Below are 16119 nucleotides of genomic sequence, written 5' to 3'. Positions count from 1 at the left end.
GTGCTCGCTTCAGTCACTGGTCACCTCAAGGCCGTCCCGCTGGCTGTAGTGGAGTGAGAAGCCTGCCAGGCGGGTCTGACAATCGGCGTCGAGCGCGAGAATCAGCTGGCCGGCGAGCCAAGGGCTGTCCTTCGCCTGCCAATCAGGCACATAGAGTTCTTCGAGTTCCGTGATCGCCCGGTCCATCACCTCGCCGTACGAGAACTGGATCGGCAGACGCAGCCCACAGCCCGCGGCCGCCCGGGCCGCCTTCGGCGACGGAACCCGATCCAGGGGCAGTTCCAGCCCGCCCCTGCCCTTGTCCAGCCACGGCACCGTGGCCAGTGACCCGTCAGTCCGGCGCTGTACGACGAGGACTTCCAGGCTCTCCTTGCTGTCCCGGACCTGGGCCCTGCCCGCACGGGTGTCGTCCGCGTCGCCCGCCCCGGCCGCGATCCAGCCGATGAGCGGCCGCCCCGGCCTTTGGACATCGCCGAGCCGGAACACATCGGCACGCTCCGCCTGATCCGTACGGTGCCGCTCGTGCCGCTCCAGTGCCTTCGCCATCGCCTCGGCCCAGTCCTGGGGACCGGTCGGCCCGTCATCGTACGCTCCCTGCACCAACGGGCTGATGTCCTGCGGCAGCCGCACCGGCCGGCGCGCACCCTCAAGGTGCGGCAGCAGCACGGACGCCGAGCGCAGCAGCGCGTACGCCCCGTACACGGCGACCGACCCCCGCACCGGCGTGGGCACATCGGTACCCCAGTCCACACCGGTCATCAGGCAGCGGGCCCTGCGCAACCCTTCGGGCCGGTTTTCCTGCTCCGCGCCGCGTTGGTGGCGGTGGAGACGCCCCATACGCTGGAGCAGCAGGTCGACCGGGCACAGGTCGGTGACGAGCAGGTCGAAGTCGACATCGAGGGACTGCTCGGCCACCTGGCTGGCGACCACGATGTGCTTGACCGGGCGCCGGTCTCCCGCTTTCTCGGGTGGGCCGAAGCGGACCAGGAGGTCGGCGTCCTTGGCTGCCCGGTCGATGTCGAGGAAGCACGAGTGCGCGACGGTCACCTGCTCGTCGCCGAACCGCTCGCGCAGCACGCGGGCGGTGTCCAGGACTCGCCGGACGGTATTACGGACGACCAGAACACAGCCTCCGCCGTCGAGTTCGGCGGCCAGCCGGTCGGACAGGACCCCCAGATCGTCATCGAGACGCTCGACGTGAACGTCACCACCACGCGCGGAAGCATCGGGGCGCTCCATCACGGGGACCTGCCCGGTCGTTACGGCGGTCAGTAGGGGGTAGGCGTCGGCCTGAGCCACTGCCTCGAACTCTGCGGCACCAGCGCCCAAGCCGGCTGCGGTGCCCGCTCCGGCGTATGCCTCGGCGAGCTGGCGGCGCCGGGCCGCGGGCAGCGTCGCGGACAGCACCACCACCGGGACCCGGTAGGCACCCAGCCACGACAGCACCCGGTCCAGATAGACGCTCATGTACGTGTCGTACGCGTGTGCCTCGTCGATCACGACGACCTTGCCCGCGACCGCGAGATGGCGCAGCGCCAGGTGTCGGCTCTTGAGCCCGGCGAACAGAAGTTGATCAACAGTTCCCGCGACGAACGACGACAGCATCGCCTTCTTGCGGCCACGTAGCCACTCGTGTGCCACCAACTCTGCCGGGGCGGAACGCTTTTCGTGCCCCGGCCGCCACTCGAGTGTCTCGGCGTCCGCGTCCACAGCGGTGATCTGCTGCCGGCTCTCCCGCATCAGACCGGCGTACTCGTCGTTGAGGGCCGCTTTGGAGTGCGCCAGCAGAACGGACAGTCGGGTGCCTCCCTCAGCAGGCAGCCGCTCCAGCCAGTCCAGCAGACGGGGAAACATCGCGTTGCCGGTGGCCATGGTCGGCAACGCGAAGAACACACCGCCCGCTCCCGACCGGGCCGCGAAAATCTCGGCAACGGCCAGCGCCGCCTCCGTCTTCCCCTCGCCCATAGGCGCCTCGATCACCATCAGTCCCGGCGCGGCCATCGAGCGCGCCAACCGGACCGCCGCCTCCTGCACGGGCCGGACCTTCGCCCCCGGCGGCAGATCGAAACGGGAAGCGAAAAGCTCACCCACATCCCCCGTCGGCTCGACGGGCCGCCAGGGCGGCGGCAGGCTCAGCCCCCGCCAGGCAGCGGCCACCCGCTCCTGGCCCGTACGGTGGATCTCCTGCGGAAAGTACGGGAACAGCTCGGGATTGCTGGCAATCCAGTCAGCCATGATCACCAGAGCCGTCAGCAGCACCTGAACCGGCTGCGGCAACTTCACCGCCCGCCACGCACCGAGGCGCTCCCGTACGCCGTACTCGTCGGCGCTCGCGTCGAGCAACTCGTCCTGCACCCGCTGCCACACCGGGCGGCTGAGCCCGGGGGTACGCAGCAGATGCGGGCGGTCGTCCAGCTCCTTGATCTGCCCATGCTCCGGAGGCACCCCGTGATGGCCGCCCGGAACGACGCCGAACTGCCCGGACTGCTTCCGCGTCCAGCCATGACGCTCTTCGAGCCACTCACCGAGCAGCACTTGCCCCGCCAGACCGTGAGAGGCCAGCTTGCGGTCTGGGCCGAACTGACGCTGGGTGGGCATCTCAAGACCCTCCCCACGCATCCGGTCGGCGAGCTGATCGACCTGGCAGGCGAAAGCGGGAGTCGCCTTGCCGATGTCGTGCACGGCCGCCAGCCACACCGCCAGACGCCGGGCATCCTCATCCCCGCCGGGCAACGACTCGGCCACCAGGCTCTGCACGTTCGACGGCACCCAGTGATCCCATAGCAACCCGGCCACAGCGCCGCTGTCCTCCATATGGCACCACAGCGGCAACCAGCCCTCGGTATCCCGATCGTGCTTGGCCCACACGCTCCGCACCGGTCCCGACAACCGCCCGCTCAATCCCGACCGAGGCTCCCCTTTACCCGTCATACCTGATGCATACAGCTAAAACGCAGGCCACAACGTTCATATGAGGAAAATCCGCTGCCCGGGGATCTCATTCGTGCGCAATCAGCGTGGCGGCTCACGGCAAGCCGTATCATCCGCCGACAGCTCTGCCACCGGGCAGAGCCAGCTGAACACTGCGAGCCAAGCGAGCTTCCCGCTATGACCTGTTTGCCGGAATCGGTGAAACTGCTCGGGAAACCGGGCAGGGCGACCATGAAGCCCCAGGTCACGCAGTCTGCTCCCCGCGCATGCGGGGATGGACCCCCGCGCGAAGAGCTCACCAATGTTGAAGAGACCTGCTCCCCGCGCATGCGGGGATGGACCGCACGGCGGCCGCGCGTTCATGGCCGACCAGGGCTGCTCCCCGCGCATGCGGGGATGGACCCGCAGGCTTGAGGACGGCATTCCACAGGAACAGCTGCTCCCCGCGCATGCGGGGATGGACCCGCAGGCCGCAGCCCCTTGTCCCACGCTGTCTGCTGCTCCCCGCGCATGCGGGGATGGACCCGCCGCCTGCACCTGATCATCGATCGCCCCGAGCTGCTCCCCGCGCATGCGGGGATGGACCCGCCTCGTAGAGGTCGTCACCGCACTTCAGCGGCTGCTCCCCGCGCATGCGGGGATGGACCCGCCTTGCAGGACCTGCACCAGGACCTCGCCAGCTGCTCCCCGCGCATGCGGGGATGGACCCCACCACGACCGGCGCCGCTCCGGCTTCTACCTCTGCTCCCCGCGCATGCGGGGATGGACCCAAGTTCGTGCGGGCCGAGGGGGTGCTTGGCCACTGCTCCCCGCGCATGCGGGGATGGACCCCGGCCTGGTCAGCGACGTCCGTTCTCACCGAACTGCTCCCCGCGCATGCGGGGATGGACCCAGGGAGGACGTCAGCCGGGACGCCCGGCTGCACTGCTCCCCGCGCATGCGGGGATGGACCCTTCGTGCGTCCGCCGGGCGGCAACATCAAGGGCTGCTCCCCGCGCATGCGGGGATGGACCCGCTGTTCGGATTGTCCTTGGACGAGAGAATGGCTGCTCCCCGCGCATGCGGGGATGGACCCGAGCCGGGCGGTCCGGTCTACGACCTGCTGCTCTGCTCCCCGCGCATGCGGGGATGGACCCGAAAACGACCAGCGCGGCAGCCGCCGCACGTTCTGCTCCCCGCGCATGCGGGGATGGACCCCTGGCAGAGCGTTCCATCCGGCCGCAAGACGGCTGCTCCCCGCGCATGCGGGGATGGACCCGGCGGTCAGGTTAGGCAGCCCGCACAGGATGCCTGCTCCCCGCGCATGCGGGGATGGACCCGCCATCGCCAAGCTCGACCCGTCTGCGGCCGACTGCTCCCCGCGCATGCGGGGATGGACCCGGATTCGGCGTCAGCGTCCAGCAGATCTCCCACTGCTCCCCGCGCATGCGGGGATGGACCCTGATCCGCACGACAAAGGCCTGTACCCCAGGACTGCTCCCCGCGCATGCGGGGATGGACCCGCGACCGAGACGCACATCGAACGCTGCTGGCACTGCTCCCCGCGCATGCGGGGATGGACCCAAGCTCGCCAACGACCCGGAGTTCGCCGCGATCTGCTCCCCGCGCATGCGGGGATGGACCCGGAGGCCATCACCATGTGCCCGGCGTCCAGAACTGCTCCCCGCGCATGCGGGGATGGACCCTATGGGCAGGCCCGCCGCCGGTTCGCGGACGGCTGCTCCCCGCGCATGCGGGGATGGACCTTGCAGCCCCCGGGATCCCGAATCCCTGAACAGCTGCTCCCCGCGCATGCGGGGATGGACCCGTCGAGTTTCATATCGCGCCAGGCCGGCGCCACTGCTCCCCGCGCATGCGGGGATGGACCCCCACCCCACCGTCCGCCGACCACGAAGATCAGCTGCTCCCCGCGCATGCGGGGATGGACCCGTGACCGTCGTGGCGGCGCAGTCCGGCGTGGGCTGCTCCCCGCGCATGCGGGGATGGACCCAAGCTCCTCACCCCGTCACACGCCAGTAGGATCTGCTCCCCGCGCATGCGGGGATGGACCCTGGTGGCGCTGGGCGCTGATGTCCGACGAAGCCTGCTCCCCGCGCATGCGGGGATGGACCTACTCGTCCACCGCGTCGGTCGGGTACTTCAACCTGCTCCCCGCGCATGCGGGGATGGACCCGTGCTACCCATGTCCGGGGTTTCGATGGGCTGCTGCTCCCCGCGCATCCGGGGATGGACCCGGGCCCGGATCGTTCGTCGGCATCAATCAGACCTGCTCCCCGCGCATGCGGGGATGGACCCTCGGCTACCCGGCTGGCGGCGTGGAAGGCGCCCTGCTCCCCGCGCATGCGGGGATGGACCCCACATCCGATGAAGCCCATGCTCCGTACGGCGCTGCTCCCCGCGCATGCGGGGATGGACCCAGCGTCCACCGCTCGGGGCCGAGGCGATACAACTGCTCCCCGCGCATGCGGGGATGGACCCCCGTACCAGGAGCGGACCTCGTCGCGGCGGACCTGCTCCCCGCGCATGCGGGGATGGACCCAGGGGCTCCTTGTCCTGCTCCAGGTTCCACTGCTGCTCCCCGCGCATGCGGGGATGGACCTTGTGCCCGGCCCGTCACCGTCCGCCCGCTGAGCTGCTCCCCGCGCATGCGGGGATGGACCCGCGACTACGGCATCAACGTGAACCTGGTGGTGCTGCTCCCCGCGCATGCGGGGATGGACCCCGGGCGCTCCGGCTGACGGACGTGACGACGGGCTGCTCCCCGCGCATGCGGGGATGGACCCGTGATCGCCCCGATCGCGAGCACCGGGCCCGTCTGCTCCCCGCGCATGCGGGGATGGACCCTACACCCCGACCGGCACCATGAAGTCCGTCTCCTGCTCCCCGCGCATGCGGGGATGGACCCCAGCCGGCAGCGGTGAGCAGGCCGGGAATCTGCTGCTCCCCGCGCATGCGGGGATGGACCCCCGATCGAGATCGACCAGGTGGAAGACATCGTCTGCTCCCCGCGCATGCGGGGATGGACCCCGGGTGGGGGTGCGGTCGCTGGGCTGGCAGTTCTGCTCCCCGCGCATGCGGGGATGGACCCAGCACGATCACTCACTGGCGGGTCGTCACCAAATGCTCCCCGCGCATGCGGGGATGGACCCCCGAGCGCGCACTCGTGCCCCGGTGACGCGCGCTGCTCCCCGCGGATGCGGGGATGGACCCCCGCTGTAGCGAGCCGCCTGAACATCCCGGGCCTGCTCCCCGCGCACGCGGGGATGGACCCGCGGGCTACCTGATGGATCAGGCCTGGCACAACTGCTCCTCGCGCACGCGGGGATGGCCCGAGCGGATCCGCGGCCTGTGGATCGACGGGCGCTGCTCTCCGCGCGAACGGAGGTGAACTGCCGAAGCCGCGCGAGCGGCGCCCGTTTGACCGGGGCCGAGTCTTTGGGCATTGGAAGGTCAATCCGCTGCGGGCGGGTTCGAGGCACCCTCCCGAGCTGACGAGATCGTCGCGAATGCCTTCGGTCTGGCCCCTTGGGGCTTCATTGAGGCCGAGTTGAGGCCACAAGGACAGGAACAGACCGACAAGGCTTCCGAAGCATCGGCAGAGGTTAGCCCCTCTGGCCTGCGAAAACGTCTTGAATGAGCATTGATCGGCAAGGACCGCCAAGATCCCCAAAGGACTCATAATCCGTCGGCCGTGGGTTCGAGTCCCACCCGCCCCACTTGTGCAGGTCGCTGACCTGCGGAAACGTTCCTCGTGAGGTGTCGGACCGTCAACTTTCGCTGAACGGAATGAATCCGCTGCTCGCGAGTTCGGAGCAGGGTGAGGATCTTGCTCCCTCGCCGGGTAGACGTCGCGCTGACCTGCGAGAATGCTGGCGAGCGGAGCTTGAGTCGACGAGTCGGCACCATCTCCTCGACCTCATTTTCATGATCGTGGGGACGTGTTGGGGACGCGGGGTTTCAGTGGGGTCCGTCGGCCTCGGTCCGCAGGCTCTGGGTTCGGCGTCCGGAATGCCTCCGGCCGGGACTGCCTACCGGATTCGACCACAGCTTCGAGGAGCCTGATCGCACCGGCACCAGGACGTGAGGGGCTGGTGCGCGCGGACGGAAACTGCCCGAACTGAAACGGCCCAGGTGTCCCCTTGGTCGTCAGATGTTCCTGGACGATGCGGGAGCGGTGGTAGACGCCGTCCGGCATGAGGCACCAGGCGTGGTGGGCGTCGAGCGCCGCTTTCAACCGCGTACGGTTTGCGGTCGAGCTGGCTGAGTGCAGGACTTCCAGTTCGGTGAGGTCGCAGATCGCGACGAGGCCGGCGCCGATTCTGTCGTCCCATTCGGTCGTGTTCTGGCGGAGCAGGACGCGGACGAGGGCGGAGGTGTCGATGAGGTAGTCGGCGGCGGTCGCTTGTCCGCTTTGGTGTCGGGGACGTTGCCTGTCGTGCTCGTGGGCTGGTACTTGCTCTTGTCCAGGAGGAGGTCCATGTCCAGCGCGCCTTCGGCCGCCAGGGTGCGGGCCTCGTCGAGCGCGCGAAGACGCCGGTAACGGGCCGTGACCTCCTGCAGGGCGGCGTTGATGGTGTGGCGTTTGGTGGTGGTGCCGAGTTCCTTGGTGGCTTCTTCCAGTGCTTCGTCGTCGAGATCGATGACCGTACGGCTCACGATGTGACCTCCTCGGCTATGACCCTCGACGGAACTAGGCAGTTTCGTTTGGATCAGTCGGTCATTGGTCTGGTTGTGCCGTTGACCGACGCGCAGTGGGCGCGGATCGAGCCGTTACTCCCGGACCGAACACCGAGACGGGGTGGCCGCTGGCGTGACCACCGCGAGGTGATCGACGCGATCGCCTTCAAGTTCCAGACCGGAACCCAGTGGGTCCACCTGCCGGAGAAGTACGGCAACTGGAGGGGCGTCTACAACCGGCTGCGCATGTGGGCAGTCGACGGCACCTGGGAGCGGGTGTTCACCGCGCTGATGGCCCAGGCCGACGCTGATGATGACCTGGCCTGGGCCGTGTCGGTGGACTCCACGATCGTGCGGGCTCACCAGCACGCGGCCGGGGCCCGCAAAAAGGGGCTCCGGCCGGCGAACCGGCCGACCACGCCATCGGCGATCCCGCGGCGCACTGACCACAAAGGTCCACCTCGCTGAACGGAGATCATCGAGTCCAGGAGGGAGGACAAGCCGTTGTCGGAGGCGATGGAGCAGGGTCAGGGCCTGGACTGATGGCCGCTGTGCAGAGTCGGTGCGTAAGACTCCCCGGGGCCGCGGCGCGCGTAGCCGCAGCCCTCTGCCCGTACGGGCAGCGCGGACACGGTCCTGCAGCTCCTCAGGGAGGCGCACGGTGAGTGGCACACCTGCCCAGGCCGTCCGAGGCATTACTGAACGCCCCAGCACTTCGCAGCACGGGCCGACAGACCGCAGCCCGCCTGGTCCGCGGCCGTGGGCCGGGGGAGCTGTCGCCGGCGCTGTGCGTGCTGTATGCGGGCGTTGCTGGGCCCTGCGCTAGAAGGTCAGGTTCCAGGCGTCGATCTTGCCTGTGTCGGAGGCGGCGTTGTCGTTGACGCGCAGCTTCCAGGTGCCGTTCGCGACCTCCGAGGAGGCGTTCACGGTGTAGGTCTGGGCGATGTTGTCGGCGCTGCCGCCGGCGTGGTTGTGCAGGATGTAGGCGGTGCCGTCCGGCGACACCAGGTCGACCTTCAGGTCACCGATGTAGGTGTGCTTGATGTCCACACCCACCTTGAGGGTGGCCGGGGCGTTGCCGGTCACACCGGTGACGGCGATCGGGCTCTCCACGGTCGCGTTGTCGTTGATGGCGAAGTCCGCGAGGTTCTCGAAGTACTTGCCGGTCGGCGGGGTGGTCCCGACGGCCTTGAGGGCGTCGACCTGTCCTTCGCCGAAGAACGAGTTGTTGGCCGTCGTGCCCGTGCAGCGGGTGTCCGAGGGGCAGGCGATGTCGTTGGCCTGCTCGGCCAGCTTGGCGCGGAGCTGCGCCGGGGTGATGCCCGGGTTGGCGCTGGCGATGAGTGCCGCCACGCCGGCCACGTGGGGGGTGGCCATCGAGGTGCCGCTCTTGCTGCCGTAGCCGCCGCCGGGGACGGTGGAGTACACGTTGCTGCCCGGCGCCGCGACGTCGATGACGCCCTGACCGTAGTTCGAGAACGAGGCCTTCGTGACGCCCGTGCCGTTGGCCGCGACCGTGACCACGCCCGGCAGCTCGGTCGGGATGTCGAGGCAGGCGTTGGTGATGGTGCGGGTGACCGGCGTCGAGTCGTTCGGGCTCGCGGCGTCGGTGGTCTTGTGGGCGAGGTCGTAGTTCTCGTTGCCCGCGGCGGCGATCTGGAGGGAGCCCTTGCTCTCGGCGTACTCCTGGGCACGCTTGACGCCCTCGATGATGGCGGCCTGGTCGATGTTGTCCGGGCAGTTGAACTGCCAGGGGTCCGTGTAATAGCTGTTGTTGGTGACCTTGAAGCCGTGGTCACCGGCCCAGACGAAGCCGCAGATGGTGTTCTCGGCGAAGAAGAAGGAGTTGCCCGGCTCGGCGACCCGGACCGCGGAGATCTTCACCCCGGGGGCCACGCCGACGACGCCCTTGCCGTTCTTGGCCGCGGCGATGGTGCCCGCCACGTGGGTGCCGTGCGTGTCGACGTCCCGCCAGGCGCCGGCACGGGTGTCGGGCTTGCCGTAGGCGCAGGAGACCGAGTCGGCCGCGTTGAAGTTGGGCGCCAGGTCCTGGTGCTGGTCGTCCACACCGGTGTCCAGGATGCCGACCGTGACGGACGCGGAGCCTGGGTTCACGGCCCAGGCCTGGTCGGCCTTGATCTGGCTCATGTCGGCCCGGACCGGTTCTCCGGCCGGGGTTGAGGCCTGGGACGGATTTGCCGGGAGCGCCGGGTTGTAGGCGTCGGCCGGGACGTCCGAGGTGCGCGTGGCACCGACCTGCTGCACGCCGGCGACGCCTCGCATGGTGGCGGCGAATCCGCTGGACGCCGAGTGGGCGACGATCACGCCGATGGCGTCGAAGTTGGAGAAGACGGTGCCGCCGTTGGCCGCGATCGCGGAGCGGACCGCCGAACTGTCACCGGGGGCGGTGATCACGAGGTAGGCACGCGTGCCGGCCACCCAGGTCGCACTCTGGGAAGCCGGCACGGCGGCCGGAGCGTGGGCCTTGGCGGCCGGCGCGGTGGAGGGGACGACGGGGAGCGTGCCCGCGAGGGCGCCCGGGGCGCCGAACGTGAGGGCGGCGCCGAGGGTGGCCGCCAGCACCATTGTGCGTCTGGGTCGGCTGGATATGTGGGGTATCAATGCGTCCTCCGGAGACGGCCCAGCCGTGCTGAGGGCAGCGGCCGGGTCGTACGAAACGAGTGGTGGATGCAAAATGTCAGGTGCATGCTCCAGTACGGAAGTACCTTTCCGTCCAGGGACGCCATAGAGGCATGGCTGAAAAGAGACGTACTCCGGGCATCGGTAGGTCGGGATCCACCGAGAGCCCGGCGACGTCGACCGCGCCCTGGCGTACGCCGCCGGCCTGGTGCCGGCCGTGCTGCCCGCACCAGAGCGCCGGACCCGCGCGGCGACCGACACCGCCTGCGCCCTGCTGGCCGTCGGCGACGTGCCGGCCACGTCCGTCCAGCTGCGTCGCCCGGTGGGTCAAGCGTCTGGCCGGAGGCGTCGCAGTCGCCCCTGACCGTTCCGACGTTCAGCCTCCCGCCCGTCATGCCGGCCGGCCCCTGCACCGCGATGCCGCTCGTGCCCGTGAAGTACGCGGCGCGAGCGAAGTGCGCCAGACGGACGGCGAGGGATCCCCGTGTGGGTGGGGCGCGCATGCGGGTGCGACCATCGAGAGGGTCGTGAAGCCACAGGTGCCGGCACCCGCCGCTGAGCGCCTGCAGCGCGACAGGTTCTGCCGCCTGTCGGCGGCCGACCCGGGGTCGCCCCAAGCCGTCACCCAGAGAAAGACTCCCACGATGAACTCGTTGGACCGCCCCGCACACGGACCCGCGCCGGTCGACCACCGCGCCGCGATCGCGGTGGAGACCGCCCGACTCGTCGCAGCCCTCCAGGATGCCGATCTGACGAACGCCGTGCCGAGCTGTCCCGGTTGGAGCCTGGCAGACCTGGTCAAGCACACCGGTGGCGTCCAGCGTTGGTTCTCGAGTCTTCTGCACGCGCGCATCCAGGAGCCCCCGCGCACGCGGGAGGTGGACCTGCGGCTCCCGGAGCGGCGGGAAGAGTACCCGGACTGGCTGACCGACAGTGCGACCGTGGCAGCGCAAGCCTTCGCGGCCACCGACCCGGACCTGCCCATGTGGGCATGGGGCGTCGATCAGCACGCCCGCTTCTGGGCACGCCGGATGCTCTTCGAGACCCTGTTGCACCGGGTCGACGCCGAACTGGCCCTGGGCCGCCGGCCCACGATCGACCGCCCATCGGCCGTGGACGGGGTCGACGAGTTCCTCGTCAATCTGCCCTTCGCCACCTCCTTCGCGCCCCACGTCGAGAACCTGCGCGGTCCCGACAAGGCCATCCGCTTCCGCGCGGCCGATGGTGAGGAAAACTGGCTTGTCCGCCTGCGGCCCGACGGCTTCGGGCTCGACACGAACCCGGGTGCTGCCGAAACCGCCGACTCGACCGTTCATGGAACCGCCGCCGATCTGTTGCTGCTCGTCTACGGCCGACTGCACCACGACGCGGCGAGCTTCGCACGTGACGGAGACGACGACCTGCTGAGTCACTGGTTCGCCAACTCCGCTTTCTAGGACGGATTTACGTCGTCCTGGTCTTCGTGGACCGGCGGCGGAGAACTGGCAGCAGGGCAGTAGTCGCCGGAGCCGCACTCCGATAGGTTACCGACCAGGCGGTACGTTTCGCGGGGTGTCCCGCCGCCTTCATGTGCTCGATGAACACCAACGTTTCATCCGCAACAGGACGGAGAGCCGCTCATGGCGCAGGCACAGAACCTGACCCGCGACAGCCTCGCCTACGCGCGCGAGACCTGGAGAACCCTCGAGCCCTACCACGGGACCGTCTACTTCTCGCCCGAAGCGGCAGGCCGGTACGGCGAGTTGGGCGTGGACGCCAGGACGGGGTACTTCGCGTCCCGTTCGGCCGCGCTCGGCGCGGCTTCTGCGGAGGTGGTCATCGCAACGTTCTACAACTTCAATCCACAACTGGTGCGCCGGGCCATACCCGCGGCATGGGAGGCCGCTACGCCGCAGCAGTTCACCGCTGCCCGGCTCGCGGGGATCGATGCCACGCTCCGCCGCATCCTCGGCGCGGAGGTCTTCTCACCGGCGATGGCCCGCGCGGCGGAACTGGCCCGTACTGCAGCGGAAGTGACTGTGCACCACCCGCAAGGCCGCCCACTTTTCGCCGCGCACGCCGCACTGTCGTGGCCGAGCGAGCCCCACCTCGTGCTCTGGCACGCGCAGACTCTGCTGAGGGAGTTCCGTGGCGACGGCCATGTGGGGGCACTGCTGACCGCCGGACTGAGCGGGATCGAAGCTCTCGTCACGCATGCCGCCGCAGGCGACGTCGATGCAGGGGTCCTGCGCGACTCGAGGGCATGGACGCCGCAGCAGTGGGGCGAGGCCGTGCAGAGCCTACGTGAGCGTGGATGGCTCGACGACGGACCGGACCTGGCGCTGACCGAGGAAGGGGTGCGGCGCAGGGAGGAGATCGAGCACACCACCGACAGGCTGGCCGCCCTCCCGTACCTCACGCTCGGTCCCACGGCCTGCGCCGAACTCCGCTCACTGGTCAGGCCGTTCAGCCTTGTTCTGGCGAAGGAACTCTTGCCGTGGGCGGTCGGCCGCCTGAACGAAGAGAGCGCAGGAGAGAGGGCGCCGAGGCCGGGAACGCCCGATGGTGCCTGAACCGTCCATGTGGCGTTGCCTGTTGCCCCGCTACCGGCGGCACTGAAACTGCGGGATCTGCTGCGCGACGCCGTCGACTGAACCGTCTCCAGAGCGATCAGCCACGGTGCGAGGTCAGTATCGGCCAGACGGTGATGGCCTTCCGGGTGATCGTGAGGGGTCCTGACTCTCCTGCCGAACGCCCTGCGGTTTCTCCCCGCCGGCTGTCTCGGCGAGGCGGATACGAGGACTTGACGGAGACCGACGAACCTCATCTGATCTCCCGCTCGCCGCAGCGTGCCAGCGCCTCCGCGGCCTCGCGTGTACGCGGGTGGCCGCAAACTCGGCGACGTTCACACAGCAACTTGTTCTCGTGCCGGTGGAGGTCGACCCGAAGTTCGGTTCGGTGACACTCAACGTGGAGTTCGACTGCCTCCTGGCCGACAGGTGCTCCAACGGACCGCAGTCGTGGGACGGTGCACTGGAGTGGACGGGTGCGGATCCGTTCTCGCACTCTGCGGTCGGAAAGATCAACCACACCTGGAACGCGGCGAACAACGCGGACAAGCTGGACCTGTCCACGAAGATCACCGCCTACTCGCCGGTGGCCAACGCGTCCGCGACGCGGTGGCAGGCCGATGGCGCGCAGATCCGTTGCGACAAGATCTCCTCGGACACGCCGGGTTGCACCTTCTACAAATACATCCCGACGTGGGTGATGAATTTCATCAAGACGCCGCCGGCCGTCGCACACGCGTGGCTGATCCAGTCCAAGCTGCCCACCCACCCCGGCAGCAAGGCAGCCAACAAGCCACTGTTCTTTCTTCCTGCCGAGGACAAGAACGCGCACAACCGTGACCCGGACGACAACCGCAAGGTGATCTGCCCTGACGGGTGGGCGGCCACCTATGGCAACCCGGACGCCACTACCGTTCCCGAGATCAGTTCGACCGACAAGGCGTCATGTGACGAGTTCGCCTACGCCTCCACCTACAACTCCGGGGGCATGCCCGCCGGCATGGGCGGCATGAACGAGGTCGACACCGGCAACGACTGCGTGCAGACCTACGCCACCCGGGTCAAGCAGGGTGAATGGCATCTGTACGACGACATCCGTGTGCCTGCTCCGACATGGAAGGAAGTGTGTGGCCGCTCGGCCATGTCGGGATGGATCAACTCCACCTCGATGGGGGGAGCGTTCAGCGGGGGCTTCTCCGGCAAGTACCGGTTGCTCGACCAGGACCCGTACTGGGTGAACTTCCCCCAGTTCACGCACTGCGATGCGTCCAAGGCGACCGTGAATTGCACGGTTCCCAAGCCGTGACAGTCTTCTGACCGTTGGTGGGGCACAGCACTGGTTCTCGCTGTGCCCCACCAACACCACGTTGTGCACGGAAGGAGTGAACCTCAATGCCTGAAGATCTCGCATGGATCGCCGATGCCTGGCGTGGCAGGAGCCCGAGCGCCACCGACCTGTACATCACCTGCGCCCGCGGCCTCAGCCCTCAGCAGCTGGCCGAACGTATGGCCGACCATGAGCCGGTCGAGGTAGGTCGGGCCCGCCCTCACCATCCAGGAAGCACACCGCATGGTCGACCTCACGCAGATCTACTGCGTCGGACGCATCGGCCAAAGCGGCGACTGGTCGTTCATCGTGGAGTGCGTGGGCAGTGAAGGCTGGGCCCTGGACCCGGCAGCGTCCCGCGACGCCGAGGTCCTGATCTTCGACCCACGGCCGGACGATCCGCCCTCCTTCTTCACGTACCTCGCCGACGGTGAGCTGCAGCTGCACTTCGAGCTGGGCTTCGGCTACGACCCCGTCGGAGCCCAGCCCGAACTGCTGCGCCCGGCGCTGGAAGCGGCCGGAGTCATCCCGCCGGAAGACAGCATCGATGACCTGCTGGGCGAGGACGAGGAGTTGTCGCCTGTCGAAGAGAAGCGCCGGGTGATGAGAGTCGTCGGTGAGCATTTCGGGCTGTCACTTCCGCGGCAGGTGATCGAGAACGGGCAACTTCCTGCCGTGGTCACCTGCACCTCACCTCCGTCCTCCTGGTGACCACGAGCGTGCTCGGAGATCCGACAGGCGTTCGCAGGGCCGCGGCACCGGTCATGCGCACGGACGTGACCCAGACGACACGGCGCCGGCAGCATGGAACGGCGAAGCCGATGCCGTGCCAAAGGGGCAGCGTGGGCGGTCTGCGAGCACGCCTTCGCGCAGCCGGACGTCTGGTCTGCGGAAGAGGCCACAGAGGCTTCGCCCCGAGTGCTGGGGCGGAGCCTCTGCGCGTTGGAAGGGGAATCCGCTGTGGGCGAGTTCGGGACCCTGTTCGGAGCTGGCACGATCATCCCCGGTGTCTTCGGTCTGGATCCCTGTGGGGCTCGTTGGGGACGCGTTGGGGACGCAAGGACAGGAACAGAATGACAAGGGCCGAGAAGCACCGCCACGACTAAGCCCATCTGACCTGCAAAAACACCCTAGATCGGCGTAGGAACGCAAGGACCGCCAAGATCCCCAAAGGACTCATAATCCGTCGGCCGTGGGTTCGAGTCCCACCCGCTCCACCTGTGCAGGCTCCTGACCTGCGGAAACGTTCCTCGTGAGGTGTCGGACCGTCAACTCCCGCTCAACGGACTGAATCCGCTGCTCGCGAGTTTGACGCCGGGTTGGCCTGTGTCGGCTGATGTCGCTCTGACCTGCACGTATGCGCCCGGAAACGTAGCTGGTGAGGCGTGTCCTGGTCGGCTCTGCTGCGGCGTTGAGGCCATTCTGAGGCCGAAGGTATGGGGAAGTACCCGGGAGACTGGGCTCCGACGAGTCGTCTGGGTATGGCTCAGGGCTTTGGAGGGTGTGTCTCGTACATGCGGACGGCGACGATCAGGCCGGAGACGGCGGTGAGGGCGGCGACGGTCCAGATCGCGGTGGTGATGCCGCAGGCGTCGGCGAGGAAGCCGGGGAGGAGGGCGCGACGGCGAAGCCGCCGTCGCGCCACAGTCGGTAGACCCCGACGGCACGGGCGTGCCTTCTCGGTCCCGTCTCCGGTGCGCACTTCAACCCTCAGCATCTCGAGCGCCCGCCGGTCCGGCGTCAGCATGCGGTCGAAGAGTTCGATGGGGGTCCTCTGGGTTGTGGACCGCTCGGGATGTGCCTTGGCCATGGCCGGTAAGTGGTGAGGAAACGGCCCCGAGAGAAAGCGGCCTTGCAGGGAGCCCCCGACGGTTGTCGGGGGCGGTCGAGGCCGAGTCTCGTTGGGGCGTGCTGACAGCCGCGAGGGACGGCGGTGGGACGTCCACGGTCGCACGGCGACCCGTACCCCGGCGTGCCGAGGTCAGCGGCTGTTCC

General features: G+C 68.7%; 7 protein-coding genes, 3 pseudogenes and 1 CRISPR repeat array. Of the genes and pseudogenes, 5 read left to right on the top strand and 5 right to left on the bottom strand.

What is annotated here, in order from left to right:
• Positions 1–9: 9 nt before the first annotated feature.
• The 3 genes and pseudogenes from cas3 to OHA64_RS15335 all read right to left on the bottom strand — a co-directional run.
• Positions 10–2931, bottom strand: coding sequence for a CRISPR-associated helicase Cas3' (cas3, locus tag OHA64_RS15345; protein ID WP_405613223.1), 2922 nt, complete (start codon positions 2929–2931; stop codon positions 10–12).
• A gap of 253 nt (positions 2932–3184) precedes the next feature.
• Positions 3185–6263: a CRISPR direct-repeat array (repeat unit 29 nt; unit sequence CTGCTCCCCGCGCATGCGGGGATGGACCC).
• Positions 6264–7066: 803 nt separating this feature from the next.
• Positions 7067–7312, bottom strand: a pseudogene (locus OHA64_RS15340) (VapC toxin family PIN domain ribonuclease); the annotation flags it as partial.
• Positions 7313–7374: 62 nt separating this feature from the next.
• A pseudogene (locus tag OHA64_RS15335) lies at positions 7375–7587 on the bottom strand (type II toxin-antitoxin system VapB family antitoxin); the annotation flags it as partial.
• Between the two features lie 63 nt (positions 7588–7650).
• Between OHA64_RS15335 and OHA64_RS15330 the strand changes: the two are divergent.
• Positions 7651–8074 (top strand): annotated as a pseudogene (locus OHA64_RS15330) (IS5 family transposase); the annotation flags it as partial.
• Between the two features lie 356 nt (positions 8075–8430).
• Here OHA64_RS15330 and OHA64_RS15325 read toward each other — a convergent pair.
• Entirely contained in the window at positions 8431–10191 is a 1761-nt protein-coding gene (locus OHA64_RS15325) for a S8 family peptidase (RefSeq protein WP_405623984.1), read from the bottom strand.
• Between the two features lie 701 nt (positions 10192–10892).
• On the opposite strand from OHA64_RS15325, the gene OHA64_RS15320 reads away from it, so the two are divergent.
• The 4 genes from OHA64_RS15320 (at position 10893) to OHA64_RS15305 (ending at position 14835) form a co-directional block, all read left to right on the top strand.
• Positions 10893–11684, top strand: coding sequence for a maleylpyruvate isomerase family mycothiol-dependent enzyme (locus OHA64_RS15320; RefSeq protein ID WP_405613221.1), 792 nt, complete (start codon positions 10893–10895; stop codon positions 11682–11684).
• Positions 11685–11867: 183 nt separating this feature from the next.
• Positions 11868–12800: an SCO6745 family protein gene (locus OHA64_RS15315; protein ID WP_405613219.1), complete on the top strand. Its 933-nt coding sequence runs from the start codon at positions 11868–11870 to the stop codon at positions 12798–12800.
• Between the two features lie 352 nt (positions 12801–13152).
• Entirely contained in the window at positions 13153–14103 is a 951-nt protein-coding gene (locus OHA64_RS15310) for a hypothetical protein (protein ID WP_405613217.1), read from the top strand.
• A gap of 264 nt (positions 14104–14367) precedes the next feature.
• Positions 14368–14835 carry a DUF6461 domain-containing protein gene (locus OHA64_RS15305; protein ID WP_405613215.1) on the top strand — a complete coding sequence of 156 codons (468 nt, stop codon included), beginning with the start codon at positions 14368–14370 and terminating at the stop codon, positions 14833–14835.
• A 775-nt stretch (positions 14836–15610) separates the two neighbouring features.
• Here OHA64_RS15305 and OHA64_RS15300 read toward each other — a convergent pair.
• A complete protein-coding gene (locus tag OHA64_RS15300) occupies positions 15611–15934 on the bottom strand; it encodes a hypothetical protein (protein ID WP_405613213.1) in 324 nt (107 codons plus the stop codon).
• Positions 15935–16119 lie beyond the last annotated feature (185 nt).

The organism is Streptomyces sp. NBC_00076, from assembly GCF_045041235.1.
Lineage (GTDB): Bacteria > Actinomycetota > Actinomycetes > Streptomycetales > Streptomycetaceae > Streptomyces.
Note: the sequence above shows the minus strand (reverse complement) of the source record. Positions and strands in the feature narration are given on the sequence as shown.

Excerpts from the sequence above, each read along its gene's own strand:
- cas3 (WP_405613223.1), bottom strand. The coding sequence starts at position 2,931 with ATGACGGGTAAAGGGGAGCCTCGGTCGGGATTGAGCGGGCGGTTGTCG.
- OHA64_RS15320 (WP_405613221.1), top strand. The coding sequence starts at position 10,893 with ATGAACTCGTTGGACCGCCCCGCACACGGACCCGCGCCGGTCGACCAC.
- OHA64_RS15315 (WP_405613219.1), top strand. The coding sequence starts at position 11,868 with ATGGCGCAGGCACAGAACCTGACCCGCGACAGCCTCGCCTACGCGCGC.
- OHA64_RS15305 (WP_405613215.1), top strand. The coding sequence starts at position 14,368 with ATGGTCGACCTCACGCAGATCTACTGCGTCGGACGCATCGGCCAAAGC.
- OHA64_RS15300 (WP_405613213.1), bottom strand. The coding sequence starts at position 15,934 with ATGGCCAAGGCACATCCCGAGCGGTCCACAACCCAGAGGACCCCCATC.